Below are 25,005 nucleotides of genomic sequence, written 5' to 3'. Positions count from 1 at the left end.
ACTTCGGTTGCATTACTTGGCCTGCGGCTACTTCGGTTGCGGCTCTGGCTTCTGCCACCAGGTCTCCGGCAGGTAGCCGGTCAGGGCAGTGCTCTCTGGTCGTTCTATCCGATTCCAGCGCGCGATCCATTGCTCCGCGACGTTAAACAGGGGAATTGCGTAGAAGCCGGACATCAGCGTGCGGTCCAGCGCCCGCACCGCCGAGACGAAGGCGGGCTGCTCCCGCGCCTCCAGCAGTGCGGCGATCAGGGCGTCGATCGCCGGATCCTTGGCGCCCATGTAATTCCGGGTGCCGGGGATATCGGCGGCCTGGCTGCCCCAATAGAACGACTGCTCGTTGCCGGGCGACAGCGATTGATCCCAGCGGTTCTGGAGCATGTCGAACTCGTAGCCGAGCCGGCGCTGGTCGAACTGGACCGGATCGACCGCGCGCACCCGCGCCTCGATGCCGGCACGCTTGAGGTCGCGCTGGTAGGCGAGCGCGATCCGCTCCTGGTCGCGGGTCGTCACCAGGATCTCGAATGCAAACGGCGCCTTGGTCGCGCGGTTGCGCAGCACAGTGCCCTCGAGCTCGTAGCCGGCCTCCGACAGCAGTGCGAGTGCGCTACGCAGCGCGGTGCGATCGCGGCCCGAGCCGTCGCTGACCGGCAGGTGATAGCTGCCGTCGAGAATGTCGGGCGCAATATGCGCGTTCGCCTGCTGCAGCAATTCTCGTTCGCGCTCGTCGGCAGGGCGGCCATAGGCGGACAGTTCCGAGCCGGCGAAGAAGCTGCCGCTGCGGGCATAGAGGCCGAAGAAGTAGTTGCGGTTGATCCATTCGAAATCGAACAGGAGCGTCAGCGCCTTGCGCACGCGGACGTCTGCAAATAGCGGACGGCGGGTGTTGAACACCAGGTATTCGGAAGGTTGCGGCATTCCGGTCTTGATGGTGTCGCGGATTACCTCGCCGTTGCGGGCCGCGGGGAAATCATAGCCGTCATGCCAGCGCAGCGGCTCGGCCTCGACGCGGAAATCGTAGAGCCCGCGCTTGAAGGCTTCGAACTGGCCGTTGGCCTCGCGGTAGAAATCGAGCCTGATCTCGTCGAAATTGTAGAGGCCGCGATTGATCGGAAGGTCGCGGCCCCAATAATCCGGATTGCGCACCAGCGTGACGCTCGCGCCCGGCTTCACCGCGCCGACGCGATAGGGGCCGGAGCCGATCGGTCCCGTCAGTGTTGTGTCCTCGAAGGTCGCCGGATCGACCGCGTGTTTCGGCAACACCGGCATCAAGCCGAGAATCAGCGGCAGTTCGCGGTCGTTGGCGCCTGTGAGATCGAAGCGCACCGTGAGCGGATCGGGGGAATCGGCTTTCGCGACTTTCGCATAATATTGCCGGTGGTTGGGACGGCCGTGATCGCGCAGGAGCTCCCAGGAGAACAGCACGTCTTCGGCCGTGACGGGCTTGCCGTCAGAGAAGCGGGCGTGGGGATCGAGATGGAAGGTAACGTAGCTTCTCGCATCGTCGGTCTCGACGGTCTTGGCGAGCAGGCCGTAGAGCGTGAACGGCTCGTTGTTGCCGCGCGCCAGCAGGCTCTCGACGACGAAGCCCCTGATCTGCTGCACCGCGAGACCACGAACGATCAGCGGGTTGAGGCTGTCGAACGTCCCGAGAATGCCCCAGGTCAGCCGGCCGCCCTTGCGCGCGTCGGGATTGGCGTAGGGCATATGGGTGAAATCGGCCGGCAATGCCGGCGCGCCGTGCATCGCGATCGCATAACTTTCCGCGGCCTGCGCCGGGCTGGTCCCGACCAGCGCGAGCACGATGGCAAAACCCAGCGCGGCGAGGGCGCCACGCCCAGATGCAACCCAAGAAACGCGCGGAGCAACGCGTCGGTCTGATTCGCGAAATCTCACGGAACGAGCTTTACCACAGGACCCTGCAACTCGCCGTGACGTTGGGGCAAACCTGCTTGCCGGCATTGATCTTTTCGTCTGCCGCTGTATTGAAGGCGTGCAATTGAACAAGGCGGCAACGCCTGTCACGTATCCGCCTCAATTGACTAGGAGACAGCCGCCCCAAACGGCTAGGTGTCGGTGCCTGCAGCGGTTTCGGGCGCCGCCGTTGAGAAAGGGTTTTCCGCAATGAATTTCCGTATCTTGGCCGCGTCGGCCCGGCCGCGTGGGCGAATTTTCGCCGCCTTGGCAGCGACGGCCCTGTCCGCGGCCGTGCTTGTTCCCGAGGCCGGAGCTCAGCAGCCGGCGGCTCCCGCCGCGCCAGCGGCACCGAAGGCTGCTCCCAAGGCGGCGCCGAAGGCTGCCCCCAAGGCGCCCGCGCCGGCGGCCCAAGGTCAGCCGCCCGCCCAGGCCGCTCCGACCGCGCAAGCCCAGCCGCAGCAGCCGCCGCCCCAGGATCAGCAGGTTCAGCTCATCTACGCGCCCTGGACCAAGTTCTGCCTCAAGGGCCAGGATGCCAACGCCAAGCAGGTCTGCTTCACGGGCAAGGACGGCCGTATCGAGTCCGGCCAGCCGGTGATCGCTGCCGTGATCATCGAGCCCGAGGGTGAGCCGAAGAAGATCCTGCGCGTCACGCTCCCGCTCGGCATGCAGCTCGTGCACGGCACCCGCATCATCGTCGACAACAACCCGCCGCAGCAGGCGCCCTATGTGATCTGCTTCGCCAATGGCTGCATGTCGGACTATGAGGCAACCCCCGAGCTGCTCAACAGCCTGAAGAAGGGCCAGAACCTGGTGGTGCAGGCGATCAACGCCAACGGCGCGCCGCTGACGCTGCCGCTGCCGCTCGTCAACGAATTCGCCAAAGCCTATGACGGTCCGCCGACCGACCCGAAGGTGTTCGAGGAAAACCAGAAGAAGCTGCAGGAAGAGCTGCAGAAGCGCGCGGAAGAGGCCCGCAAGAAGCTTGAGGCCAATCCGCCGGCGACGGGCGTCTCCAGCCCGCCCCCCGCGAAGTAACAGCGGGAAGCTTCCCGATACGTCAAAGGCGCTCCGGCAGGAGCGCCTTTTTTGCTACGGGAACGATCTGATCCGCGCCGCCGCGATGCAGCATCCGTGTCGCGTGCGAGCTAATTCAGCGAAGGATTGCGCGGACGGTAGCCGCCGGACTTGTCTTGGATAAATATCTCGGCCACTTGGGAGTGCCGGACCGGTTCGCCGGAATTGTCCGGCAGCAAGTTCTGTTCGGAGACGTAGGCGACGTATTCGGTCTCGGCGTTTTCGGCGAGCAGGTGATAGAAGGGCTGATCCTTGTGCGGCCGCACCTCTTCCGGGATCGACAGCCACCACTCCTCAGTGTTGTTGAACTCCGGATCGATGTCGAAGATCACCCCCCGGAAGGAAAACACCCGGTGGCGGACGATCTGCCCAATCTGGAACTTAGCGGTACGCGCTTTTATCATAGCTCGTCGATAGACCATGATGACGGCGGATGCTAGGGGCAAGCGCGCGAATTAACCTTTCGCCTCCTGCCGAATTTTCCGGCATTTCCTTTGGAAAATCCCCAAAAAGACGCCTTCCGTGGTCGATATCCTCAATCTTGCGCTGCCTTACTTCGGGCTGATCTTCATCGGTTTCGCCTGCGGCAAGGCCAAGGGTCTGCCCGAGTCGGGGCTTGCCTGGATGAATTTCTTCCTACTCTACGTCTCGCTGCCGGCGCTTCTATTCGGCATCATGTCGAAGACGCCGTTCTCGGAACTCAACAATCCGCCGTTCCTGGTGGCGACCACGCTCGGAACGATGATCGCCTTCTTCCTGGCGATGCTGGTCGCCAAGCTCCTGGGGCGGCTGTCGCTGCGCGAGGCGACGCTCGCGGGGCTCTCCGGCGCTTATGGCAACATCGGCTATATGGGGCCGGGTCTGGCGCTCGCGGTGTTGGGGCCGAAGGCTGCAGCGCCGACCGCGCTGATCTTCTGCTGTGACAGCATCTTCCTGTTCTCGATCGTGCCGCTCTTGATCGAACTGACGGACCGCGAGCATCCCTCGCTGTTGCACGCGCTCGGGGTAACGGCGCGCCAGATCGTGCTGAACCCGCTGATCATGGCGGCGTGCTTCGGCGCACTTGCCGCGGCCCTGCACCTGCGTTTTCCGGTTGCACTGGATAATACGCTCTTGTTCCTGCAGAACGCGGCGGCGCCGGTGGCGCTGTTCGTGCTCGGCGTCACCGTCGCGCTGCGGCCGCTCGATCGAATTCCGTGGGACGTGCCGGGCGTGATCGCCGTCAAGCTTCTGGGCCATCCGCTGCTCGCGTTCGGCTTGATGCTGGCGTTCGGTCCCTTCGCTCAGCCTTGGGCTGCGACCGCGGTGCTGATGGCCTCATTGCCGCCGGCGCTCAACGTGTTCGTGATCGCGCGGCAGAACGACACCTGGGTCAAGCCGGCGTCCGTCGCCGTGCTGGTCGGCACCTTTGCCTCCGTCGTGACGCTGACCAGCGTAATGTGGGTGCTGCAGACGGGAAGGCTAAGCTTTCCCTAAAGAGCTTCAGCTTACGCGCCGCCAAGACGGCGCGAGTCCCTCGCGCATGGCGAGCCGCCGCAGCGGGCCGATCGATCCGATCAGGTGCAGGCCAGTGGCGCGGATCGACTGCATCGGGAGGAAATCGCTGAGCAGCGAACGGTTGGCGAGATCGATGACGAAGGTCCGGCTCATGACATCGCCGCGCCGGGCCGACTGGTAGCGCGCCAATACCTGCGGCGAGCCGGGGTCCTCGCCATGCGCGAGCGCTTCGCCGGCGAGCCTGGCGATATCGGCTGCGTCCCGCAGCCCGAGGTTGAGGCCCTGCGCGCCGATCGGCGGCACCACATGGGCGGACTCGCCGACCAGCGCGACCCGGTTCCTGGCAAACTGCCTGGGCTGTTCGATCGCCAGAGGAAACAGATTGCGCCCCGGCTCGACCTCGACGCGGCCGAAAATCGAATGCGACTGCTTCCCGGCGGCGTCAGACAGTTCCGCATCGGAGAGCGCCTTCAGCCGCTCGGCTTCCGCGGCCGAGGAAACCCAGACCACGCTGCAGCGGTTGCCGGGCAGGGGCACGAACACGACGGGGCCGTGCTGTGTGTGGAATTCGGTCGAGATGTTCTTGTGCGGGCGCGAGTGGGCGATGTTGAAGGTGAGGGCCGACTGCTTCAAGTCGCGGCGGCTGATTTCGATGCCGGCCGCCTCGCGCGACCGCGACTGCCGGCCGTCGGCTCCGACCACCAGCCGCGCTGCCAGCGGCTCGCCGCGGCCGGTCCGGATCGTGACCATGGTGTCTTCCGGATTGATGATCTTGGCTTCGTCGTCGATGCGGGTCAGACCAGGCAGTTCGGCCGCACGTTGTTCGAGCGCCGCGACCAACGAGCGGTTGTCGATATTGAAGCCGAACTGCTCAAGATCGATCTCGTCGGACGCGAACCTCACTTCCGGGGCGCGGATCAGCCGCCCGGTGTCATCGACCAGCCGCATCACCTTCAGCGCCGCGGCCTTCTCGGCGAGACGCCGCCAGACATCCAGCCGCTCGAGCAGGTCGACGGAGGCGCCGAGCAGCGCCGTGGTGCGGTTGTCGGCGTAGGGCGCGCGGCGGGCGAGCAGGGCGGTCTTCGCCCCGGCATCCGCAAGCGCGATGGCGGCGGTCAGCCCAGCAGGGCCACCGCCGACGACCACGGCGTCATAGACATGCGGTGCATCACTCATATCGGAACATTTGACGGGATTGGCGGCATTTTCAAGCCATCAAATTCGCTAAAATCTTTCCACCGATTTGCGCGGCGGAACGCCGCAAGCGCGGATATGCAAACACAGGCGATTCCTGATAGCACTGCCCGGCGATGGAAATCGACCAGACCAGCCAGCCAGCTACGTTTCCGGCATCGCTGCGGATGCGGATGGCGGCGTTCTCCGTGCATATCTTCACAGCGATGGGGGCGGGCGTCGCGCTGCTCGCGCTGATGGAGGCCGTGCGCGAGCACTGGGCCAATATGTTCGGCTGGCTCGGGGTGGCGCTGGTCATCGATGCGATCGACGGTCCGATTGCGCGCAAGCTCGACGTGGTGCGGCTGCAGCCGAACTGGTCCGGCGAGGTGCTCGACCTCGTCGTCGATTTCGTCACCTATGTCTTTGTTCCCGCCTATGCGATCACGGCCAGTCATTTGCTGCTGCCGCTGGCGGCGCCGATCCTCGGCATCGGTATCGTGATCTCGAGCGCGCTGTACTTCGCGGATCGCAGGATGAAGTCCGCCGACAATCATTTCCGCGGCTTTCCGGGCCTTTGGAACGCAGTGGCATTCTACCTGTTCCTGCTGCATCTGCCGCCGGCGTGGTCGAGCCTTGCCGTGGCGATTATGATCGCGCTCACCTTCGCGCCATTCCACGTGCTGCATCCCCTGCGTGTCACGCGGCTGCGCTGGCTGACACTGTGGCTGATGGCAGCCGGAGCGGTGCTGGCGCTGTACACGCTCGCCCGTGACTTTGACGTCGGCACGCCGATCATCGTGGCACTCTGCGTGATCGCGGCCTATGTCGCCGGCAGCGACGCCGTCATCCGGTTGATGAGGTCACTCAGAGCATGATCGAACTTTTGGCCAGCCCGGAAGCGTGGGCGGCGCTACTCACGTTGACTGCGCTGGAGATCGTGCTTGGCATCGACAACGTGATTTTCCTGTCGGTGCTGGTCTCCCGCATCCCGCCGCACCAGGCAAAGCGCGCGCGTCAGATCGGATTGTTCCTGGCGCTCGTGTTCCGCATCCTGCTGCTCAGCCTCCTGGTATGGCTGATCGGGTTGACGGAGCCGGTGATCACGGTGAGGGGGCTCGCGCTGTCCTGGCGCGACATCATCCTGATCGGCGGCGGGCTGTTCCTGATCGCAAAGGCGACGCATGAGATCCACGGCGAGGTGGAAGCGCGGGAGGGTGACGAAGAGGCGGCGTCCGGCCGCAGCGCGTTCTTCTGGGTGATTGTCCAGATCATCATCATCGACATGGTGTTCTCGCTGGACTCGATCGTCACCGCGATCGGCATGGCGCAGGATCTGGAGGTCATGATCGCCGCCGTCGTGATCGCCTGTATCGTCATGTACGTCTCGTCGGGGCCAGTGGCGCGTTTTGTCGCAGAGCATCCGACCACCAAGATGCTGGCGCTGGCGTTCCTGCTGTTGATCGGCGTGGCACTGGTCGCCGACGGTTTCCACTTCCACATCCCGCGCGGCTACATCTATTTTGCGATGGCATTCGCAGCCGCGGTGGAGACGTTCAACGTGCTGGCGAGGCGTAACCGCAAGAAGGCGGTCAAGTAGCCGGTCCAGCCCGTGAGTTGACAACAAGGCGCCGATGGCATTCGGTTCCGTGGCTACGGGATAAGTTGAGGAGAGCCGATATGACCAAGGCCGTGCGCGTGCACAAGGTGGGAGGCCCGGAAGTCCTCACTTACGAGGATGTCGAGGTGCCGGCACCTGCGGCGGGCGAGGTGCGGATTCGCCAGCACGCGATCGGGCTCAACTTCATCGATACCTATTTCCGCACCGGCCTCTATAAGGCGCCCGGTCTTCCCTTCATCGCCGGCAACGAGGCGGCAGGCGAAGTGGTGGCGGTCGGACCCGGCGTGACCAATTTCCATCCCGGCGACCGCGTCGCCTATTATTTCAACCTCGGCGGCTATGCCACCGAGCGCGTCATCCCCGCCGACAAGGTGGTGAAGCTGCCCGACCATATCACCTATGAGCAGGGCGCCGTGCTGATGCTGAAGGGGTTGACGGTCTGGTATCTGCTGCACAAGACCTTCAAGGTGGAGCCGCATCACCGCGTGCTGATCCACGCGGCGGCCGGCGGCATCGGATTGCTCGCCTGCCAATGGGCGCGCGCGATGGGCGCCCACGTCATCGGCACCGTCGGCTCAAAGGAGAAGGCCGATCTCGCGCTCGCCAACGGCTGCGATCACGTCATCCTCTACAATGAGGAGGATTTTGTCGCGCGGGTGAAGCAGATCAGCCGGGGCGAGCTCTGCGACGTCGTCTATGATGGCGTCGGCAAGACCACCTTCCCGGGTTCACTGTCGTGCCTGAGGCCGCGGGGCCTGTTCGTGAGCTTCGGCAACGCGTCCGGCCCGGTGCCGCCATTTGCGCTCGCCGAACTGAACAATCACGGCTCGCTGTTTGCGACCCGGCCGAAGCTCAACGACTACGTCGCCACCCGAAAGGAATTGCTCGAAGGCGCCGACACGCTGTTTGCCGCCGTGATCAATGGCAAGCTGCACGTACCGATCAACCACGCCTACGCGCTGAAGGATGCCGCGCGAGCGCATATCGATCTGGAGAGCCGCGCGACCACGGGGGCGTCTATCTTGCGGCCGTAAGTCGCCGCCGTCATTGCGAGCGAAGCGAAGCAATCCATCCCTCCATGCGTGCGGACGGAATGGATTGCTTCGTCGCTTCGCTCCTCGCAATGACGATCGAGACGGTCACGCCACCCGCCGCGCGGCTCCCACTTGCGTGAGGATCGCGTCCAGACCCTCGATCATCTCCCCGATCTCGGTCCGAGACACGTTGAGCGCGGGCATGAAGCGCAGTGCGTCGGGTTGCGGCGCGTTGATCAAGAGGCCTTTCGAGAACGCTTGCGCCACGATCGCTGCGCCGATCGGCAATTTTAGATCGAGCGCAAGCAACAGTCCGCGTCCGCGCACTTCGCCGAGGCCGTGCCGGGCCGAGAGGCGCTGCAATTCGCTTTCAAGGAACAGGCCGGCGTCGGCGGCGGACTTCAGGAATTCCGGCTTGCCGACCTGCTCGAGCACGGCAAGCCCCGCCGCGCACATCAGCGGATTGCCGTTAAAGGTGCCGCCCTGGTCGCCATGCTCGAAGCAGGCCGCATGCTCGGTCGCGAGCAGGGCGGCCAGCGGCACGCCGCCGCCGATGCCCTTGCCGAGCGTCATGATGTCAGGTGCAATCCCGGCATGCTCGTAATGGAAGAGCTTTCCAGTGCGGCCCATGCCGGTCTGGATCTCGTCGACGATCAGGAGCAGGCCTTGCTCGCCGGTCAGCGCACGCAGCTGTTTCAGGAATTGATCGGTCGCGGGCCAGACCCCGGCCTCGCCCTGGATCGGCTCCAGCATCACGGCAACCGTATTCGATGAAATCAGCTCCTTCACCGAGGCAATGTCGTTGAGCCGCGCTTTGCGGAAGCCAGGCACCTTCGGCTCGAAGAGTGGTTCGAATGCTTTCTTGCCGGAGGCCGACATGGTCGCCAGCGTGCGGCCGTGAAAGCCGCCCTCGAAGGTGATGATCTCGAAGGCGCCGTTCTTGTATTTCGTCCCATATTTGCGCGCGAGCTTGATCGCGCCTTCATTGGCTTCCGCGCCGGAATTGGCGAAGAACACCTCGTCGAAGCAGCTGTTCTCGACAAGCGCATTGGCAAGCTTGAGGCTGGGTTCATTGTAGAAGGCCGGGCTCGGGGTCAACAGACACTTGGCCTGTGCGGCCAGTGCTTCCGCGACCGCAGGCGGCGAATGGCCGAGGCAGTTGACGGCCCACCCCTGCATGAAATCGAGATAGCGGCGGCCAGAATCGTCCCAGAGATAGGAGCCTTCGCCGCGGACAAACACGGTCTTCGGGCGCGCGGTGATGTCCATCAGCGCGTCGAACGGAGGCAGGGCGTTGGGCATGTCAGGATTCCTTAGCTGGGATGAAAGGGCAGGCGGCAACGCAAGAAGGCCGCACTTTTGAGGGTGCGGCCTTCTCGAAAACCTTAGGCTGAACTAGCTAGTCAGCGCTGGCGTCGGACATGGCGCAACCCATCATCGTCGCGGGTGCGACGACGGAAAGTGGCGCGGCGAATGGTCCGGTTCAGCTTCATGGCGATGGGCCATACAGCCCAAGGGCAGGGAATGTCAAGTCGCGCGCGGCGCCTCTTCGGTCTCCTCCTCGCCCCAATCGGCATCGACAATCGAGGTGTCGATCAACTCGCCGCGGAGCAGGGCAAGCGGCGATTTGTAGTACAGCGCGATGTTGTGGAACGGATCGGTCAGGACCTTCCAGACCCAGATCAGCCCGGTCGGCACGTCCTTGATGACGAAGAGCTGAACCATGCGAGCGAGCCCGCCGGCGATGCCGATCGCGAGCCACACGGTACCGACGTGGCGGATGAAATCGAGCCTGGTGACCGGCGGTGAGAACAGGCCGAACAACGTCGGAAAGGCAAACAGCGCGACCGGCGCGAGGCCCCAGACGACCAGCAGGACGATCTTGCGGCTCTGGTTGTAGCCGACCTTGATCGCTTCCTTGTATTCGTTGGTGACCTTGTTCACGGCGTCATAGCCGTTGGGCTCGAAGAAGAAATGCCCGGTCTGCCGCGTCAACATCGCGAGCCAGCCGACCAAGCCGGCCATCGCCGGATCGGCGAACAGCAGCCCGTAGCTGACCAGGAATATGAGAGCGCTGACCAGGTGCAGCGTCTGATTGATGCGGCTCTGGTGGTAGTAGCGGTAATCGTCCCAACGTTGCGTTCGCAGTGTGTCCGAGATGCGGCTCATCATTCACCCCTTAAGATTTGAAGGTGCGCGAGCCATAGGCCCAGTCCGTGAATGGACCGTGACATCTTGAAGTTGTTATAATTATAGACGCGTATCTAAGATTGGGCGCGCGAAAGCGGCTTCGCAGGCTGCGAATTTATCGGGCGACGCCAATTCCTTGCCGCCGAGGTGGCAGCATGACTCTCTGAATTTTGAATATCGTTTCGCGGGCGCCCAACGAGCATTGCGCTGGATCAAAACATCCGAAGTGGCCGCAACTATTGATGTAGAAGCCGCTCAGAATCCGGCGACGCTGCCGTGCAGGTCGTATTCGTCCGATCGCTCGATCTTCGCTGTGACGATCTCGCCGACCTTGAGCGGGCGGCGGCTCGAGAGATAGACCGCGCCGTCGATCTCCGGCGCATCGGCCTTCGAGCGGCCTCGCGCGACGGTGGGGCCGACCTCGTCGACGATGACCTGCTGGCGCGTGCCGACCTTGCGCTTCAGCCGACGCGCGGAGATCTTCTGCTGGCGCGCCATCAGCGCGTTGTAGCGCTCCTGCTTGACCTCATCCGGCACGGCGCCGGAGAGCGCGTTGGAGGTCGCACCTGCAACCGGTTCGTATTTGAAGCAGCCGACGCGGTCGATCTCGGCTTCGTCAAGCCAGTCGAGCAGATAGGCGAAATCTGAATCGGTCTCACCAGGAAAGCCGACGATGAAGGTCGAGCGCAGCGCAAGCTCCGGGCACTGCTCGCGCCACTGCTTGATCCGCGCCAGCGTCTTGTCCTGCGCGGCGGGGCGCTTCATGGCTTTCAGGATATCCGGGCTCGCATGCTGGAACGGGATGTCGAGATAGGGCAGCACCTTGCCCTCGGTCATCAGGCCGATGACCTCGTCGACATGCGGGTAGGGATAGACATATTGCAGCCGCACCCAGGCGCCGAGTTCGCCGAGCTCTTTTGCAAGGTCGAAGAATTTGGCACGCACGGCGCGATCCTGCCATGGGCTCTCGGCATATTTCAGGTCGACGCCATAGGCCGAGGTGTCCTGCGAGATCACCAGCAGTTCCTTCACCCCGGCTTTCACCAGCCGCTCGGCCTCGTGCAGCACATCGTTGGCAGGCCGCGACACCAGGTCGCCGCGCAGCTTCGGAATGATGCAGAAGGTGCAGCGATTGTTGCAGCCCTCGGAAATCTTCAGGTAAGCGTAATGGCGCGGGGTCAGCTTGACGCCCTGCGGCGGGACCAGGTCGAGATGCGGGTTGTGCGCGGGCGGCAGCGCGCGGTGCACGGCGTCGAGCACGCTCTCATATTGCTGTGGACCGGTGATCGAGAGCACGCCGGGATAGGCGCGCTCGATCTGCTCGGGTTCCGCCCCCATGCAGCCGGTCACGATCACCTTGCCGTTCTCGGCCATGGCCTCGCCGATCGCCGAGAGCGATTCCTGCTTGGCGCTGTCGAGGAAGCCGCAGGTGTTGACGATCACGATATCGGCGCCGTCATGCTTGCGCGCGAGCTCATAGCCCTCGGCCCGCAGCCGCGTGATGATGCGCTCGGAATCCACAAGCGCCTTGGGGCAGCCCAGACTCGTAAAGGATATGCGTGGCGCTGGTTTCATGAGAGCCCCGAAACTTTACATTCGCTGTCCCAGGGACGTCCAAGCGAAACGAACGACATTTTTGGCGCGGCCGCCTGCTGCATATCTAGATCTGCCTGATTGATGGGCAGGAGCTAGTCCCAATTGTCCATAATTACAAGGCTTTGAGCTGGCTTCCATCGTGCTATGGATAGTTTTTAGAGAACACGAGTGAGCGATGGCCGCCGAGTCGTCTCCGAAAATCGTCATCGTCGATGAAAGTCCGATCCGTGCCGCGATCCTGGAGGAGGGCCTGCGCGAGGCCGGTTATACCAGCGTCGTGCATATCAGCGAGATGCACAGCCTGCTGGCGCGAATCTATGCCGTCGACCCCGACATCATCGTGATCGACCTGGAAAATCCCAGCCGCGACGTGCTGGAACAGATGTTCCAGGTCAGCCGGGCGGTGCGGCGGCCGATTGCCATGTTCGTCGACCAGAGCGACGCCGCCTCGATCCAAGCCTCCGTCGAGGCGGGCGTGTCGGCCTATATCGTCGACGGGTTCAATAAGCAGCGTATCAAGCCGATCCTCGACCTCTGCGTGTCCCGCTTCAATGCGTTCGCGCGGCTGCAGGACGAACTGGATCGCACCAAGCACGCGCTGGAGGAGCGCAAGGTGATCGACCGCGCCAAGGGCATCCTGATGAAATTGAAGGGCCTCACCGAAGACGAAGCCTATGTGCTGCTGCGTTCCACGGCGATGCGCGAAAAGAAGAAGATCGGCGAGATCGCGCAGTCGATCCTGACCGCGTCGGAGTTGCTCAAATGACCACACCGCTTCGCATCGGTTTCATTCCGCTGGTCGACGCCGCCGCGCTGATCGTCGCCGCCGACAAGGGTTTTGCCGCCGCCGAAGGGCTCGACATCACCCTGGTGCGGGAGGTGTCGTGGTCGAACGTCCGCGACAAGCTCAATATCGGCCTGTTCGATGCCGCCCATCTGCTGGCACCGGTCGCGATCGCCTCAAGCCTCGGCCTTGGCCACGTCAAGGTACCGATCGTGGCGCCCTTCAATCTCGGCCTCAACGGCAACGCGATCACGGTCTCGCCGTCGCTGCATGCTGCGATTATGGAGGAACTCGACGGCGACGGTTTCGACCCGATGGCGACGGCGCTTGCGCTTTCGCGCGTGGTTGCGAAGCGGCGCAAGAGCGGGGCGGAGCCGCTGATCTTCGGCATGACGTTCCCGTTCTCGACCCATAATTACCAGTTGCGGTTCTGGATGGCGGCTGGAGGTGTCGACCCGGACGAGGACGTGCGGCTGGTGGTGCTGCCGCCGCCTTACATGGTCGACAGCCTCGCCAATGGCCATGTCGATGCGTTCTGCGTCGGCGCGCCCTGGAACTCGATCGCGGTCGATCTCGGCATCGGCCACATCCTGCATTTCGTTTCCGACATTCTGGTCACCGCGGTCGAGAAGGTACTGGCGATCAGGCAGAACTGGGCGGAGAAGAATCCTGACGTCGTCGCGGCGCTAGTGCGGGCGCATCTGCGCGCCGCTGAATTCATCGAGCAGCCGGAAAACCGTGCCGAGGCGGCTGCGATCCTGGCGCAGCCGGAGCGGATCGGCGTCGACGCCGAGGTGATCCAGCGCACCCTCGACGGGCGGCTCAAGATATCGCCCGACGGCGCCAAGCGCGAAAGCGGTCGCTACCTGTTGGTAGGCCGGCACGGCGCAGCGCGGCCCGATCCGGCGCAGGCCGCGTGGCTCTATGCGCAGATGGTGCGGTGGGGACAGGCGGCCATGAAACCGGATGCCCTGAAGACGGCCATGGACGTGTTCCGGCCCGACCTCTACGACGCGGCTGTGGGACGTCGTCCGGCATCCACCGATGCGCCGCAGCCGATCGGCGCTTTCGCCGGGCCACCCTTCGATCCCAACGATATCCGGGGGCATCTGGCCGCGTTCAAGATCGGTTACTGGAAGCCGTAAGGCCTGTGCTGCGATCGTAGGCAGTAGCCGCAGCTCGGCTAAATTTTGAGCGGGCTGCTCGAAAATTCGCAACGCGGCTAGCCTCCGGGCTCCCGGCCTGTTCGGCTAATCCAGTGAAATAACGAGATATTTTCTTCGACGGCGTCTGGCACGCAACTTGAATGTTGCAGTGCGGCCAGCCTGTCGCAGATGCCTGCTGGCTCACGTCCAAGATGGATTTCCGCAGCAACGAAGCTGATCGGACCGTTCCCAGGAATCAAGCAAGGCAGTGCCAAGCTGGTTCCGAGCGGTCGCTTTCCACCGTTGATGCCACTCGCCGTGGCCGCAGGAGCTTCGTCGCAGACCATGAAAATCGAGCCTGTTGCAGTCGACTTCACCGACGAGCAGAAGCGCTATCTCGAAGGCTTTACCACCGGCCTGCAGATCAGCCGGGTCGGCCGCGGGCTTGGCGGGGGCGCCGCCAAAGCCAGTGCCGAGCCGAGCGGCCCGGATGCCGCGCATATCAAGGCGCAGGACAAGGTCATCGCCTCAGGCAAGAAGCTCGTCGACCAGGAAAAATTCAAACGCGACGAGCATCCCTTCGATGCCTACCCGCGCCTGAAGCAACAGGCGCTCGACAACGCGCCGCCGTCGCCTGCCGATAATTTCCGCTGGCGCTATTTCGGCCTGTTCTACGTCGCGCCGGCGCAGGATTCCTACATGTGCCGCCTGCGCATTCCGAACGGCATCCTGAAGCACTGGCAGTTCGCGGGCCTGGCCGATCTCGCCGAAGAGCTCTGCGGCCCGTACTCCCACGTCACCACGCGCGCGAATTTGCAGGTGCGCGAAATCCCGCCGAAGAACGCGGTGAAACTGATCGAGGGCATACAGGATCTCGGCCTTTGCTCGCGCGGCTCCGGCGCGGACAATATCCGCAACGTCACGGGCACACCGACCGCCGGCATCGATCCGCAGGAGCTCTTAGATACCCGCGCTTACGCGCGCGAGTGGCACTATCACATCCTCAACGAGCGCTCGCTCTACGGCCTGCCGCGCAAGTTCAACGTCGCCTTCGATGGCGGCGGCCGGATCGCAGTGCTGGAGGAGACCAACGACATCGCCTTCACGGCGGTGGAGGTGAAGGACGGGTTCGGCGTGGAGCGAGGGGTCTGGTTCCGGCTCGGCCTCGGCGGCATCACCGGGCACAAGGATTTTGCAAAATACTCCGACATCATCGTCAAGCCGGAGGAGGCGACGAAGGTGGCGGACGCCATCGTCCGCGTCTTCATCGATCTCGGCGACCGCACCAACCGCAACAAGGCGCGGCTGAAATATGTCCTGGACGGGATCGGCCACGATCAATTCCTCAAGCTGGTCGAGGAACGACTGAAGCAACCCTTCACCCGCGTGCCGGCTGAGGCGCTGGCGCCGCGGCCTTTGACGGACCGCATGGCGCATATCGGTGTGCACAAGCAGAAGCAGGAGGGATTGAACTGGATCGGCGTATCGCTGCCGCTCGGCAAGGTCACCTGCGAGCAGATGCGTGGGCTGGCCAAGATCGCGCGCGATCTCGGCGATGGCGAGATTCGTCTGACCGTCTGGCAGAACCTTTTGATATCAGGCGTGCGCGACCAGGAGCTTGAACTCGCGATCGCCGCGATCAAGACGATCGGGCTCGCGGTCGAGGCCTCGCATGTCCGCGCCGGGCTGATTGCCTGCACCGGCAATGCCGGCTGCCGCTTTGCCGCCTCGAATACCAAGCGCCATGCCGCCGAGATCGGCGATTGGTGCGAGCCGCGTGTTGCCATGGACAAGCCGGTCAACATTCATGTCACCGGCTGCCATCATTCCTGCGCGCAGCACTACATCAGCGACATCGGCCTGATCGCGGCGAAAGTGGATGTCGGCGAGGATGCCGATCCGGTCGAGGGCTATCATCTCTTCACCGGCGGCGGCTTCGGCCCCGATGCCGATGTCGGGCAGGAGCTCTATCACGACCTCAAGGCCGAGGACGCGCCGAAGACGATCGAGAAGCTGCTGAAGGCCTATCTCGCGCATCGTTCATCTGCTGACGAACCCTTCCTTTCCTTCGCGCGCCGCCATGATGGCGAGACGCTGCGCAAGCTCGCCGAGGCATCCGCATGAACCAGATCACGCCTCCACCGAAACTCGACATCATTCCCGCCAGCGCGCCGTTCTCCGACGCACAGCGCTCCTGGCTCAACGGCTTCTTTGCCGGACTTTTGTCGCCGGACGTCGCGACGCCGTTGTCCGCAGAGCAAGGCGCGGCCGTCATGCAAGGCGCAACCGGCGACGGCGATGACGGCGATGCGCCGTGGCATGATCAGACCATGCCGATCGCCGAGCGCATGAAGCTCGCCGAGGGACGCCCGCTGCGGCGGCGCATGATGGCGGCGATGGCGCAGCAGGATTGCGGGCAGTGCGGCTACAACTGCCACGACTATTCCGAGGCGATCGCCGGCAAGAGCGAAGCGCGGCTCAACCTCTGCGTCCCCGGCGGCAAGGACACCGCGCGGATGCTGAAGGCTCTCTATGAAGAGCTCGACAAGGCGCCTGCTGCACGGTCCGAAGCAGCGGCTGCCGCCGCACCGCCTGCCGGCGAGCCCGGACGCTCGCGGGACAATCCAGTGCCGGCAAAGTTCGTCTCACGGCGACTGCTCAACAAGCCCGGCTCCGAGAAGGAGACCTGGCATGTCGAGTTCGATCTCGCCGAGAGCGGGCTCGACTACGTGGTGGGCGATTCCTTCGGCATTTTCGCCAGGAACGATCTCGGCCTGGTCGACCAGATCATCGCATTGCTTGGCGCCTCGCACGTGACCGAAGTCCGCGGCAAGACATTGCGGGACGTGCTGCTCAACGACGTCTCGCTGTCGCCGGCGCCGGACTCGCTGTTCGAACTGATCACCTATCTGACCGGTGGCGCGCAGCGCGAGAAGGCGCGGGCGCTGGCGCAAGGCGAGGATCCCGACGGCGATGCGGCGACGCTCGACGTGATGGCGGTGCTGCAGAAATTCCCGAAGGTGCGGCCACACCCGGAAGCTTTCGTCGAGGCGCTGGAGCCGCTGCAGCCGCGCCTCTATTCGATCTCCTCATCGCACAATGCAACGCCCGGAAAATTGTCGCTAACGGTCGACTGCGTGCGTTACATCATCAACAAGCGCAAGCGGCTTGGGCTGGCCTCGACGTTCCTGGCCGAACGCATCAATCCCGGTGACGAGCTGAATGTCTACGTTCAGAAGGCGCACGGCTTTGCGCTGCCGCAGGATCCGAAGACGCCGATCATCATGATCGGGCCGGGCACCGGTATCGCGCCGTTCCGCGCCTTCCTGCTCGACCGCCGCGCCACCGGCGCGCAGGGGAAGAACTGGCTGTTCTTCGGCCATCAGCGCAGCGATTGCGATTTTTTCTATGCCGATGAACTCAACGCGATGAAGACGGCGGGTCTGCTCACGCGGTTGTCGCTCGCCTGGTCGCGCGATGGCGAGAAGAAGTTTTACGTGCAGGACCGCATGCGCGAGGTCGGCCGCGAGCTGTGGACTTGGCTTGCCGAAGGCGCACATGTCTATGTCTGCGGCGACGCCAAGCGCATGGCCAAGGATGTCGAACGCGCGCTGGTCGATATCGTCGCCCAGTTCGGCGCCCGCTCGGTGGACGAGGCGATCGCCTTCGTTGCCGACCTCAAGAAGAAGAGCAGGTTCCAGCTCGACGTTTACTGAGCGGTAAATCCGAGCTCAAATTCGAACGAATAATATTCTTCTCCGCCTGCCACGCGGAGAAGTTTTCCCTTCCGGGGAACTGGCTGGAAGTGCCGGCATCGCTATTTTTCGGCTCGTCTTGCGTTCGAGCGCGAACGCTATTCCATATGCGGCAAATGTTGCATTGGAGATCGACGATGCGCGAACTATCGGCGGAAGCCCGCCTGCATCTTTACGCGCGCAGCCTGTCGCGGAAATCGGGGACGGGGTTTCATACGGTTGCGCTCTACAGCGCGTTCGCCGTGATCGCAGCGATCGTGTTCGGCACGCTGTCCGTCCATCCATTTTGAGAACATTGCTTGGCTCGATCGTCTCCGGCCGTCATTGCGAGGAGCGATAGCGGCGAAGCAATCGATGTCTCCGCAAGTGGTGAGATGGATTGCTTCGCTTGCGCTCGCGATGACGCAGTCGGACGCGCCGCCACTTCAGCGGATTGTCAATGCGCCGTCTTGAACGGCGCGACCGCGATCCCCGCATCCTTTAAGGCTTGCCGCACGCCGCGCGCGATTTCGACCGCCCCGGGCGTGTCGCCGTGGATGCAGACGGTATCGGTGCGCATCTTGATCACCTTGCCTGACACCGAGACCACCGCGCCGTCCTGAACCATCCGCACCACGCGATCGGCGATCGCCTTGGGATCGTGCAGCACCGCGCCTGGCTTCTTGCGCGAGACCAGATTGCCGTCGTCCTCATAGGCGCGATCGGCGAACACCTCATGCGCCATGCGGAGGTTGGCTTCCTCGCCGGCGCGCACCAGTTTCGAGTTGGCGAGCACGACGAAGATCAGGCTCGGATCGACCGCCTTGATCGCGCTCGCGATCGCCTTCGCCGTCATGTCGTCCTCGCAGGCGACGTTGGAGAGCGCGCCATGTGCCTTCACATGGGTCACCTTGTGGCCGGCCGCGGTCGCGATCGCCTGCAGCGCGCCGATCTGGTAGGCGACGAGGTTCTCGATCTCCGATGACTTGAGGCCGGGAACCGGACGGCGGCCGAAGCCGTGCAGGTCGCGGTAGCCGGGATGCGCGCCGATGCTCACCCCGCGCGCCTTCGCCAGATCCACGGTGCGGCGCATGATGTCGGCGTCGCCGGCATGGTAGCCGCATGCGATGTTGACGGAGGTCGCAAGCTCGATCATCGCGGCGTCGTTACCCATCTCCCATGGGCCGAAGCTTTCGCCGAGATCGCAGTTGAGGTCGATGGTAGCAGTCATGGTGCTGGTCCCGCTTTGCGTCGGTTGGCTTTTGGTTAGCTAGTCGCTGATTCCGCGACCTGCCATGTCGCGGCATCGACGGCGTTGACGGCGTGGCCCGCGACGTTGGCCGCGCTCAGTGCTTCGAGGTTGAGATCAAGGCCTTCGAGCGGGCGCAGCCGATCCGGCAGGGTAGCGAGCAATTCGGCGAATTTTCGAGCTTCGGCCTGCGCCTCGGCCATAGTGACTGTCTTGAAGCGGAACGCGTGTCCGGCGGAAATCTGGGCGAAGCGACCGAAATCCGCAGAGATGACGGTGGCGATCTTGGGATAGCCGCCGCTGGTGCCGCGGTCCGGCATCAGCACGATCGGCTGGCCATTTCCGGGCACCTGGATGCTGCCGTTCACGGTGCCATCGGAGACGATGTTGTGGCCGTGCAGATGCTTGATCACCGGACCTTCGAGCCGGTAGCCCATGCGGTCGCTGGTCGCGGAAATCTTCCATTCGCTGTCGAGGAACAGCTTTTTGTTGTCCTCGGAGAATTCGTCGTCCTGCGGACCGAACAGGATGCGGATCGGTGCGTCCGGCCGTTCAGGCAACGCGATCCGCCGCTCGGCCGCACCGCTGGCACGTTGCACCTGGAGCTCGTCGCCGCTCTGGAGCGGGCGCGGATAGGGGGTGCCGAGGCCTGCGCGCGCGTTCACGGCGAGGCTGCCGAACATCGGCTCTCCCGTAATTCCGTCCTCGATCGCGAGGTAGCTGAACGCGCCGCGCTTGGCAAAACCGAGCGTCAGCGTCTCGCCTTCGGCGAGGGTCGCCGAGGTATCGAACGCCACGGCTCGTCCCGCGATGTCGGCGCTACGCGAGGCGCCTGCAAGCGCAATACGTACCGCGCCGCAACGTGCGGTGAAGCTCGCACCGAACGGTCCGATCTCCACTGCAGCAGCGAAGAGCTCATTGCCGACCAGCGTGTTCGCGGCGGCGAGGGCGAGGCGATCCATTGCACCGCTCGGCGTCAGCCCATAGCGCTGCGAGCCGGGACGGCCGCCATCCTGCACGGAACTCGCCGGACCGATCGAGGAGACGATGAGCTTGCTCATGCTGCGGCGACCAGTTCGGCGACGAATTCGCCGGCTTCCGCGGCGCGGTCCTGCTCGGCGAAAGTCTTGGCGTCGACGGCCGTGAAGCTGACGGTGTCGCCCGGCTCGAGCAGGAAGATCGGATCGCGGTGAAGCTGATAGGTGCGGACGGCGGTGCGGCCGAGCAGGTGCCAGCCGCTGGGTCCGGCGATGCACTGGATTCCGGTCTGCACGCCGCCGATCGAAATCGTGCCAGCCGGCGTCAGCACACGCGGATTCTGGCGACGCGGCATGTGCAGGAACTTGTCCAGGCCGCTGAGATAGGACCAGCCAGGAGTGAAGCCGATCATGGCGACGCGGTAGTCGCCGCCGACATGGCGCCTGACGATCTCGTCAGGCGTGGTGTCGAGGGTCTTGGCGACGTCCTCGAGGTCGATGCCATGTTCGCCGCCATAGGCCACCGGGATGCGCCAACGCCGGGTTCTTGCGGCGGCCGGATCGGGGCGCCGTGCCAGCGTGAGCAGTTGTTCCCCGAGCGCTTCGAAGTCGATCTGCACGGGATCATAGTGCACGAGCAGCGAACGATAGGTCGGAACGGTCTCGGTCACGCCGGCGATCGGCGCCGCGGCAAGGGTACGGTCGAGCGCCAGCACCCGCCGATTGGCGGCGTCATCGATGTCGCGGCTGAATTCCACCGTGATGGCGCTGTCGCCACTCGGAAGAAGACGGGGTGGGGCTTCGCGCGCGGTCATGGCATCATTGCTCATCGAGCATCAAGCTAGCGTGTTTTGCTGCGCAGTGGAATTCGGCTAGCGAAAAATCACCAAGCAACTTCAATAAATTAAACCGAGGGCCGGCGATAAGATAGCGTAATCGATGATCGCATTCTCGCCCTTGACGCGAAGGCCGCGGCTCGCAAGATGCGCGCGCCAATTCATTCCCACCGGAGCCGATCTTTCAAGATGTCCCTCACTGCAGAAGCGATCGCGACGCTGTCGCACGTGTCCACCGCCACCATCACCACGGTCCTGCTCAAGAAGGGGCTGCGTAACGTCTGGATGCGCGGCACCAAGCCGCTCAAGCCGGGCCAAAAGCGGCTGGTCGGGTCGGCCTTCACGCTGCGCTTCGTGCCGGCGCGCGAGGATCTGGCGACGCCGGAATCCTGGTCGTCACCGATCTCGACCCGCACCGCGATCGAGGCAATGCCGGAAGGCTGCATCGCCGTGGTCGACGCGATGGGCGTCAGCGACGCCGGAATCTTCGGCGACATTCTCTGCGCGCGGATGGTGAAGCGTGGCGTCACCGCGCTGATCACCGACGGCGTGGTGCGCGACCTCGAAGGCGTGCTCGGCACGGGACTGCCGGTGTGGTGCAACGGTTTTGCCGCGCCGCCATCCGTCGCCGGACTGACCTTCGTCGGCTGGGGCGAGCCAATCGGCTGCGGCGGCGTGGCGGTGTTCCCGAACGATGTCGTGGTCGCCGACCAGGATGGCGGGGTGCTGATCCCGCAGGCCTTCCTCGACCAGGTGCTGGCCGAGGGACCGGAGCAGGAACGGATGGAAGCCTGGATCGTCAATGAGGTGAACAATGGCGTGCAACTGCCGGGCCTCTATCCGATGAATGCCGAAACCAAGGCGCGCTACGCCGCGAGCAAGAAATAACTTCAGAAAAGCGAGGTAAGCCCATGGAAATCCATATCGCTGGCACGCGGCCGACCCGTCGCGGGCCGGCCGAATATTTCACCGGCACGGTGCTGCAGGATCCCGTCATCATGGCGCCCGCGCCGGCGCGGCTGAACTCGTCGCGCGTCTCCTTCGAGCCGGGCGCGCGCACGGCCTGGCACACTCATCCGCTCGGCCAGACGCTCTACGTGATCTCCGGCATCGGCCGGGTCCAGGCCGAGGGCGGTCCAATCAGGGAGATCAGGCCGGGCGACGTAGTCTGGATTCCGCCGAACGAGAAGCATTGGCATGGCGCGTCGCCAACCAATGCCATGACCCATATCGCGATGCAGGAAGCGCTCGATGGCGTCTATTCGAACTGGATGGAGCACGTCACCGACGAGCAATACAATGTGAAGGTCGGGTAGTTTTCCCAAGGACGCGAGAGTTCCGTAGCCCGGGTGAAGCGCCAGCGTCACCCGGGACCGCTCGTGCCACACGGACATTTCCCCGGATTGCGCTTCGCTTCATCCGGGCTACGCAGCATTCGTAAGGCTAGATCAGTTCACCCGCGTCCAGGTCTGGCCGCCGCAGAACATGCCGCCGAAGGCGCAGCCTTGCACGCGCAGGGTGTCGGAGCCCTTGAGCGCGATCGTCGAGTCATAGGTGCTGCCGGTGTTCGGATCGAGGATGCGGCCGCTCCATTTGTCCTTGGCAGGTTTCATGTTGATCAGGACCTGCTCGCCATTCTGGTTCGAGGTCTCGTCGACAGCATAGCCGCAGAGGTTGGCGCCGCACTGCTCGATGCGGATCTTGCCCTCCTTTTCCTCCGTCAGCCACATGCCGATCGGCGAATTGGCTTGCGCTGCCGCCGCTGGTGTCACGGGCTTCGCGACCGGCGCTTGAGTGGCTGTGGCGACCGTCGGAGCCGGGGCCGGAGCGGGCACTGCGGTCTGCTGGGTCTGCGGTGCTGCCGCGCTGGGCGGTGAGGGCTGAGGCGCGGTCGCGCTATCGCTCGGCGCAACGGCTATTGTCGTCGTCGAGGGTGCGGTGGAAGCTGCCGCCGGCGGCGCGGCAGGAACGGGCGGTGGGGCCGCCGGTGCTGCCGCTTGTCCGGACGGAGCGGGAGCCGCCGCAGCCGGCGCGGATTGCGAATCGGTCTTCGCCTCCTGCTGCTGCGATTTCTGCTTGCGAGTGCCTTCCTCACCCTTGGCGCGCTTGGATTTGCGGCCGGTATTGTCGTAGACGCCGGGGATCGAGACGGTGCCGCGATCGGGATCGATGCGGATGGTGCGGCCGCCATATTCGAAGGTGTACTGGGCCTGCGCTGCGGTGCTGGCAAGCAAAAGCGCAGCGATAGCCAGAAGCTTCTTCATGATGACCTCCAGAACAGGAATCCCCGGTCAGTGAAGCTACACATCAGTAACTTGATGCAACGTGACCTAGATCACTTTCAATGCGTAATCAAAACGTAAGTCGTGTACCACCAGCTTTGGTTCAAACGGCTGACCGACAGTCTAGTTAGGGCTCGCCTCGTGGTCAAACTTGCAGTCCGGTCGGATCATTCAAACCAGGCAGCATAAACGCGCTTGAAGGTGCCGTCCTTCATTGCGATGTCCAGCCATTGATCCACGAACAACTTCAGCGCGACGTCGCGCTGCAGCCAGTAGGCCTTTTCCGCAAAGTCGAACGGGTGATCGGGATGCACCGCGCAGAGCACGCCGGGGTGGAGTTTCTGCTGGTAACGCGTCTCGGACGCATCCGTCATCATCAGGTCGGCATCGCCCTTGGCAATCTCGTCGAAGATCCTGGTATTGTCATCGAAGACCTTGATCTCGGCGTTCTTCACATGCGCCCGCGCAAAGCGCTCGTTGGTGCCGCCGGGATTGACGATGACGCGCGTGCCGGCATGGTCGATTTCGGCAAGCGTCTGGTATTTGTTGATATCGGTGCAGCGGGTGATCGGCGTCTTGCCTTCGCGCATGATCGGGATCGAGAAGAAGCCTTTCTTCTGGCGCTCCAGCGTGATCGAGATGCCGCTCATCGCAATGTCGAAGCGGTCGGCTTCCAAATCCTTCGTCATCTGCGGCCAGGCCGTTTTGACATATTCGACCCTGACGCCGAGCGCCTTGCCGAGCGCTTCCGCCATGTCGACCTCGAATCCCCTGAAGCCGGGCGTCGTCCGGTCAACAAAACTAAACGGCGCATAGTCGCCGGTCATGCCCACACGCAACGTCCCGCGCTGGATGATGTCGTCGAGCCGCGAAGGCGACGCCGCTGGCTGAGCATGCGCGGAAGCTATCATCGACGTGGCAGCCGCAAGGCCGACGAATGCGCGCATCATCAAAGTTTCCTCCATCGATTGCCTCGACGATAATCTGTTGCCACGGCTTTAGATGGAATGAGCGTGTCGAGCCAGTCAAAGGAAGTCAAATCGTGACAATCTCAGTTTACGAAGCATCGGTCGGCGTGTTCATGCCATATCTTCGCAATCTTTCCGGGCTGCTCGATCACGCGTCCGCCTACGCAAGGGCGCGAAACATCGATCCTGCCGTGCTGCTCGGCATGCGGCTCTATCCGAACATGTACAGTCTCAAGCAGCAGGTGGGCGAGGCCAATCGCCATGCGATCGCCTGTTGTGCGCTGCTGGCCGGGCACGAGCCGCTCAGCTTCGGCGACATCGAGCCTGATCTTGATGAGCTCAAGCGCAGGATCGAGGCCGCGATCCAAAGCCTGCCGCGTGCTGCGATCGACGAGGCCGGTGACAAGGAGGTAGTGTTCACCTTCAAGAGCGGCGCGCAGCGCGCGTTCACCGGGCGGTCGCTGCTGCTCGGCTTCAGCGTGCCGCAGTTCTTCTTTCACGTCACGACCGCCTACGACATCCTGCGTCACGCCGGCGTCGATCTCGTCAAGAAGGATTTCCTGGGACCGCCAAGACCGGCGTAGAGCATGATCCGGAAAAGTGGAGACCGGTTTTCGCTCGCGACAAACGCGAAGCGTTTGCGCGGAGATCATGCTCAAACAAGGAGACGAGATCATGATCCGATTCGTCTAATCGAATCATGATCTCGATGCGGAAGCTAAAGCGGAATGAAGTTAGCTTGAATCGATTTGGGATTCCCAAATCAGGCGGTTTCTGATTCACCATGCTGGCTGGGCTGGAGGCCGGCATGGATGGGCAAGCCTTACTCTTTGGATTTGAGGAAGCGGGTGGTTGCGGCGGTTGTGAGTGGAGGGCTGTCGTGCCATGAGGCGGCCGAGCAGTTCGGGATCGCCGTCAGCACTGCCAT

At 63.7% G+C, this 25,005-nt stretch carries 25 protein-coding genes; 14 read left to right on the top strand and 11 right to left on the bottom strand.

Annotation, left to right across the window (positions count from 1 at the left end; translation table 11 throughout):
* Positions 1-27 precede the first annotated feature (27 nt).
* A complete protein-coding gene (locus AC5ZG1_RS35650; protein WP_496135705.1) occupies positions 28-1,743 on the bottom strand; it encodes an extracellular solute-binding protein in 1,716 nt (571 codons plus the stop codon).
* Between the two features lie 378 nt (positions 1,744-2,121).
* Between AC5ZG1_RS35650 and AC5ZG1_RS35645 the strand changes: the two genes are divergently transcribed.
* The gene (locus AC5ZG1_RS35645) at positions 2,122-2,952 is read left to right on the top strand and encodes an invasion associated locus B family protein (RefSeq protein WP_456644888.1); all 831 of its coding nucleotides are present in this window, start codon (positions 2,122-2,124) and stop codon (positions 2,950-2,952) included.
* 110 nt (positions 2,953-3,062) lie between these two features.
* On the opposite strand, the gene hspQ is transcribed toward AC5ZG1_RS35645, so the two are convergent.
* On the bottom strand, positions 3,063-3,395 hold the full coding sequence (gene hspQ, locus AC5ZG1_RS35640) for a heat shock protein HspQ (protein WP_028166473.1): 333 nt from the start codon (positions 3,393-3,395) through the stop codon (positions 3,063-3,065).
* A gap of 118 nt (positions 3,396-3,513) precedes the next feature.
* Between hspQ and AC5ZG1_RS35635 the strand changes: the two genes are divergently transcribed.
* Positions 3,514-4,467 carry an AEC family transporter gene (locus AC5ZG1_RS35635; protein ID WP_496135675.1) on the top strand — a complete coding sequence of 318 codons (954 nt, stop codon included), beginning with the start codon at positions 3,514-3,516 and terminating at the stop codon, positions 4,465-4,467.
* A 6-nt stretch (positions 4,468-4,473) separates the two neighbouring features.
* Here AC5ZG1_RS35635 and AC5ZG1_RS35630 read toward each other — a convergent pair whose 3' ends face one another.
* Entirely contained in the window at positions 4,474-5,664 is a 1,191-nt protein-coding gene (locus AC5ZG1_RS35630; protein ID WP_496135674.1) for a UbiH/UbiF family hydroxylase, read from the bottom strand.
* 134 nt (positions 5,665-5,798) lie between these two features.
* Between AC5ZG1_RS35630 and pcsA the strand changes: the two genes are divergently transcribed.
* The 3 genes from pcsA (at position 5,799) to AC5ZG1_RS35615 (ending at position 8,316) form a co-directional block, all read left to right on the top strand.
* Positions 5,799-6,539, top strand: coding sequence for a phosphatidylcholine synthase (gene pcsA, locus AC5ZG1_RS35625; protein ID WP_051397005.1), 741 nt, complete (start codon positions 5,799-5,801; stop codon positions 6,537-6,539).
* Positions 6,536-7,261, top strand: coding sequence for a TerC family protein (locus AC5ZG1_RS35620; protein ID WP_496135673.1), 726 nt, complete (start codon positions 6,536-6,538; stop codon positions 7,259-7,261). The genes pcsA and AC5ZG1_RS35620 overlap by 4 nt, the downstream gene beginning before the upstream one ends.
* An 80-nt stretch (positions 7,262-7,341) precedes the next feature.
* A complete protein-coding gene (locus AC5ZG1_RS35615; protein ID WP_028166468.1) occupies positions 7,342-8,316 on the top strand; it encodes a quinone oxidoreductase family protein in 975 nt (324 codons plus the stop codon).
* Positions 8,317-8,421: 105 nt separating this feature from the next.
* On the opposite strand, the gene AC5ZG1_RS35610 is transcribed toward AC5ZG1_RS35615, so the two are convergent.
* The 3 genes from AC5ZG1_RS35610 to rimO form a co-directional block, all read right to left on the bottom strand.
* Positions 8,422-9,618 carry an acetylornithine transaminase gene (locus tag AC5ZG1_RS35610; RefSeq protein ID WP_496135672.1) on the bottom strand — a complete coding sequence of 399 codons (1,197 nt, stop codon included), beginning with the start codon at positions 9,616-9,618 and terminating at the stop codon, positions 8,422-8,424.
* Between the two features lie 225 nt (positions 9,619-9,843).
* A complete protein-coding gene (locus tag AC5ZG1_RS35605; RefSeq protein WP_496135671.1) occupies positions 9,844-10,485 on the bottom strand; it encodes a hypothetical protein in 642 nt (213 codons plus the stop codon).
* Between the two features lie 276 nt (positions 10,486-10,761).
* Entirely contained in the window at positions 10,762-12,081 is a 1,320-nt protein-coding gene (gene rimO, locus AC5ZG1_RS35600) for a 30S ribosomal protein S12 methylthiotransferase RimO (RefSeq protein ID WP_496135670.1), read from the bottom strand.
* A gap of 196 nt (positions 12,082-12,277) precedes the next feature.
* Between rimO and AC5ZG1_RS35595 the strand changes: the two genes are divergently transcribed.
* The 5 genes from AC5ZG1_RS35595 to AC5ZG1_RS35575 all read left to right on the top strand — a co-directional run bounded on the left by AC5ZG1_RS35595 (position 12,278) and on the right by AC5ZG1_RS35575 (position 18,076).
* A complete protein-coding gene (locus AC5ZG1_RS35595; protein ID WP_027578578.1) occupies positions 12,278-12,868 on the top strand; it encodes an ANTAR domain-containing response regulator in 591 nt (196 codons plus the stop codon).
* Complete coding sequence (locus AC5ZG1_RS35590; protein ID WP_496135669.1) at positions 12,865-14,031, top strand: CmpA/NrtA family ABC transporter substrate-binding protein; 1,167 nt, start codon at positions 12,865-12,867, stop codon at positions 14,029-14,031. Before AC5ZG1_RS35595 ends, AC5ZG1_RS35590 begins: the two co-directional genes overlap by 4 nt.
* 345 nt (positions 14,032-14,376) lie before the next feature.
* The gene (locus tag AC5ZG1_RS35585; protein WP_496135668.1) at positions 14,377-16,155 is read left to right on the top strand and encodes a NirA family protein; all 1,779 of its coding nucleotides are present in this window, start codon (positions 14,377-14,379) and stop codon (positions 16,153-16,155) included.
* Positions 16,152-17,747 carry a sulfite reductase subunit alpha gene (locus tag AC5ZG1_RS35580; RefSeq protein WP_496135667.1) on the top strand — a complete coding sequence of 532 codons (1,596 nt, stop codon included), beginning with the start codon at positions 16,152-16,154 and terminating at the stop codon, positions 17,745-17,747. Before AC5ZG1_RS35585 ends, AC5ZG1_RS35580 begins: the two co-directional genes overlap by 4 nt.
* 176 nt (positions 17,748-17,923) lie before the next feature.
* Positions 17,924-18,076: a hypothetical protein gene (locus AC5ZG1_RS35575; RefSeq protein ID WP_165435523.1), complete on the top strand. Its 153-nt coding sequence runs from the start codon at positions 17,924-17,926 to the stop codon at positions 18,074-18,076.
* Positions 18,077-18,222: 146 nt separating this feature from the next.
* Here the strand turns inward: AC5ZG1_RS35575 and AC5ZG1_RS35570 are convergent, their stop codons facing one another.
* The 3 genes from AC5ZG1_RS35570 to pxpB are packed head-to-tail and all read right to left on the bottom strand — an operon-like array spanning position 18,223 to position 20,806.
* Complete coding sequence (locus AC5ZG1_RS35570; protein WP_496135666.1) at positions 18,223-18,996, bottom strand: LamB/YcsF family protein; 774 nt, start codon at positions 18,994-18,996, stop codon at positions 18,223-18,225.
* A 35-nt stretch (positions 18,997-19,031) separates the two neighbouring features.
* Positions 19,032-20,075: a 5-oxoprolinase subunit C family protein gene (locus AC5ZG1_RS35565; protein WP_496135665.1), complete on the bottom strand. Its 1,044-nt coding sequence runs from the start codon at positions 20,073-20,075 to the stop codon at positions 19,032-19,034.
* Positions 20,072-20,806, bottom strand: coding sequence for a 5-oxoprolinase subunit PxpB (gene pxpB / locus AC5ZG1_RS35560; protein ID WP_496135704.1), 735 nt, complete (start codon positions 20,804-20,806; stop codon positions 20,072-20,074). Before pxpB ends, AC5ZG1_RS35565 begins: the two co-directional genes overlap by 4 nt.
* Positions 20,807-21,016: 210 nt before the next feature.
* Here pxpB and AC5ZG1_RS35555 point away from each other — a divergent pair, with 210 nt between their 5' ends.
* Together AC5ZG1_RS35555 and AC5ZG1_RS35550 are read left to right on the top strand one after the other, a co-directional pair.
* On the top strand, positions 21,017-21,715 hold the full coding sequence (locus tag AC5ZG1_RS35555; protein ID WP_496135664.1) for a ribonuclease activity regulator RraA: 699 nt from the start codon (positions 21,017-21,019) through the stop codon (positions 21,713-21,715).
* A 23-nt stretch (positions 21,716-21,738) separates the two neighbouring features.
* Positions 21,739-22,143, top strand: a complete 405-nt coding sequence (locus AC5ZG1_RS35550) for a (R)-mandelonitrile lyase (RefSeq protein ID WP_028166457.1) — start codon at positions 21,739-21,741, stop codon at positions 22,141-22,143.
* 132 nt (positions 22,144-22,275) lie between these two features.
* Here AC5ZG1_RS35550 and AC5ZG1_RS35545 read toward each other — a convergent pair whose 3' ends face one another.
* Both AC5ZG1_RS35545 and AC5ZG1_RS35540 read right to left on the bottom strand, forming a co-directional pair.
* Entirely contained in the window at positions 22,276-23,091 is an 816-nt protein-coding gene (locus AC5ZG1_RS35545; RefSeq protein ID WP_496135663.1) for a DUF2147 domain-containing protein, read from the bottom strand.
* Between the two features lie 185 nt (positions 23,092-23,276).
* Positions 23,277-24,059 carry a transporter substrate-binding domain-containing protein gene (locus tag AC5ZG1_RS35540; protein WP_496135662.1) on the bottom strand — a complete coding sequence of 261 codons (783 nt, stop codon included), beginning with the start codon at positions 24,057-24,059 and terminating at the stop codon, positions 23,277-23,279.
* 92 nt (positions 24,060-24,151) lie between these two features.
* Between AC5ZG1_RS35540 and AC5ZG1_RS35535 the strand changes: the two genes are divergently transcribed.
* Positions 24,152-24,661, top strand: coding sequence for a DUF1993 domain-containing protein (locus AC5ZG1_RS35535; RefSeq protein ID WP_496135661.1), 510 nt, complete (start codon positions 24,152-24,154; stop codon positions 24,659-24,661).
* Between the two features lie 228 nt (positions 24,662-24,889).
* Positions 24,890-25,005 (top strand): helix-turn-helix domain-containing protein (locus AC5ZG1_RS35530; RefSeq protein ID WP_496135703.1); only part of this gene is annotated, 116 nt, incomplete at its 3' end.

The organism is Bradyrhizobium sp. Leo78, assembly GCF_059512425.1.
This window is presented reverse-complemented; position numbering and strand designations above follow the sequence as displayed.

Excerpts from the sequence above, each read along its gene's own strand:
- AC5ZG1_RS35650 (WP_496135705.1), bottom strand. The coding sequence starts at position 1,743 with ATGCACGGCGCGCCGGCATTGCCGGCCGATTTCACCCATATGCCCTAC.
- AC5ZG1_RS35645 (WP_456644888.1), top strand. The coding sequence starts at position 2,122 with ATGAATTTCCGTATCTTGGCCGCGTCGGCCCGGCCGCGTGGGCGAATT.
- hspQ (WP_028166473.1), bottom strand. The coding sequence starts at position 3,395 with ATGATAAAAGCGCGTACCGCTAAGTTCCAGATTGGGCAGATCGTCCGC.
- AC5ZG1_RS35630 (WP_496135674.1), bottom strand. The coding sequence starts at position 5,664 with ATGAGTGATGCACCGCATGTCTATGACGCCGTGGTCGTCGGCGGTGGC.
- pcsA (WP_051397005.1), top strand. The coding sequence starts at position 5,799 with ATGGAAATCGACCAGACCAGCCAGCCAGCTACGTTTCCGGCATCGCTG.
- AC5ZG1_RS35620 (WP_496135673.1), top strand. The coding sequence starts at position 6,536 with ATGATCGAACTTTTGGCCAGCCCGGAAGCGTGGGCGGCGCTACTCACG.
- AC5ZG1_RS35615 (WP_028166468.1), top strand. The coding sequence starts at position 7,342 with ATGACCAAGGCCGTGCGCGTGCACAAGGTGGGAGGCCCGGAAGTCCTC.
- AC5ZG1_RS35610 (WP_496135672.1), bottom strand. The coding sequence starts at position 9,618 with ATGCCCAACGCCCTGCCTCCGTTCGACGCGCTGATGGACATCACCGCG.
- AC5ZG1_RS35605 (WP_496135671.1), bottom strand. The coding sequence starts at position 10,485 with ATGAGCCGCATCTCGGACACACTGCGAACGCAACGTTGGGACGATTAC.
- rimO (WP_496135670.1), bottom strand. The coding sequence starts at position 12,081 with ATGAAACCAGCGCCACGCATATCCTTTACGAGTCTGGGCTGCCCCAAG.
- AC5ZG1_RS35595 (WP_027578578.1), top strand. The coding sequence starts at position 12,278 with ATGGCCGCCGAGTCGTCTCCGAAAATCGTCATCGTCGATGAAAGTCCG.
- AC5ZG1_RS35590 (WP_496135669.1), top strand. The coding sequence starts at position 12,865 with ATGACCACACCGCTTCGCATCGGTTTCATTCCGCTGGTCGACGCCGCC.
- AC5ZG1_RS35585 (WP_496135668.1), top strand. The coding sequence starts at position 14,377 with ATGAAAATCGAGCCTGTTGCAGTCGACTTCACCGACGAGCAGAAGCGC.
- AC5ZG1_RS35580 (WP_496135667.1), top strand. The coding sequence starts at position 16,152 with ATGAACCAGATCACGCCTCCACCGAAACTCGACATCATTCCCGCCAGC.
- AC5ZG1_RS35575 (WP_165435523.1), top strand. The coding sequence starts at position 17,924 with ATGCGCGAACTATCGGCGGAAGCCCGCCTGCATCTTTACGCGCGCAGC.
- AC5ZG1_RS35570 (WP_496135666.1), bottom strand. The coding sequence starts at position 18,996 with ATGACTGCTACCATCGACCTCAACTGCGATCTCGGCGAAAGCTTCGGC.
- AC5ZG1_RS35565 (WP_496135665.1), bottom strand. The coding sequence starts at position 20,075 with ATGAGCAAGCTCATCGTCTCCTCGATCGGTCCGGCGAGTTCCGTGCAG.
- pxpB (WP_496135704.1), bottom strand. The coding sequence starts at position 20,806 with ATGACCGCGCGCGAAGCCCCACCCCGTCTTCTTCCGAGTGGCGACAGC.
- AC5ZG1_RS35555 (WP_496135664.1), top strand. The coding sequence starts at position 21,017 with ATGTCCCTCACTGCAGAAGCGATCGCGACGCTGTCGCACGTGTCCACC.
- AC5ZG1_RS35550 (WP_028166457.1), top strand. The coding sequence starts at position 21,739 with ATGGAAATCCATATCGCTGGCACGCGGCCGACCCGTCGCGGGCCGGCC.
- AC5ZG1_RS35545 (WP_496135663.1), bottom strand. The coding sequence starts at position 23,091 with ATGAAGAAGCTTCTGGCTATCGCTGCGCTTTTGCTTGCCAGCACCGCA.
- AC5ZG1_RS35540 (WP_496135662.1), bottom strand. The coding sequence starts at position 24,059 with ATGATGCGCGCATTCGTCGGCCTTGCGGCTGCCACGTCGATGATAGCT.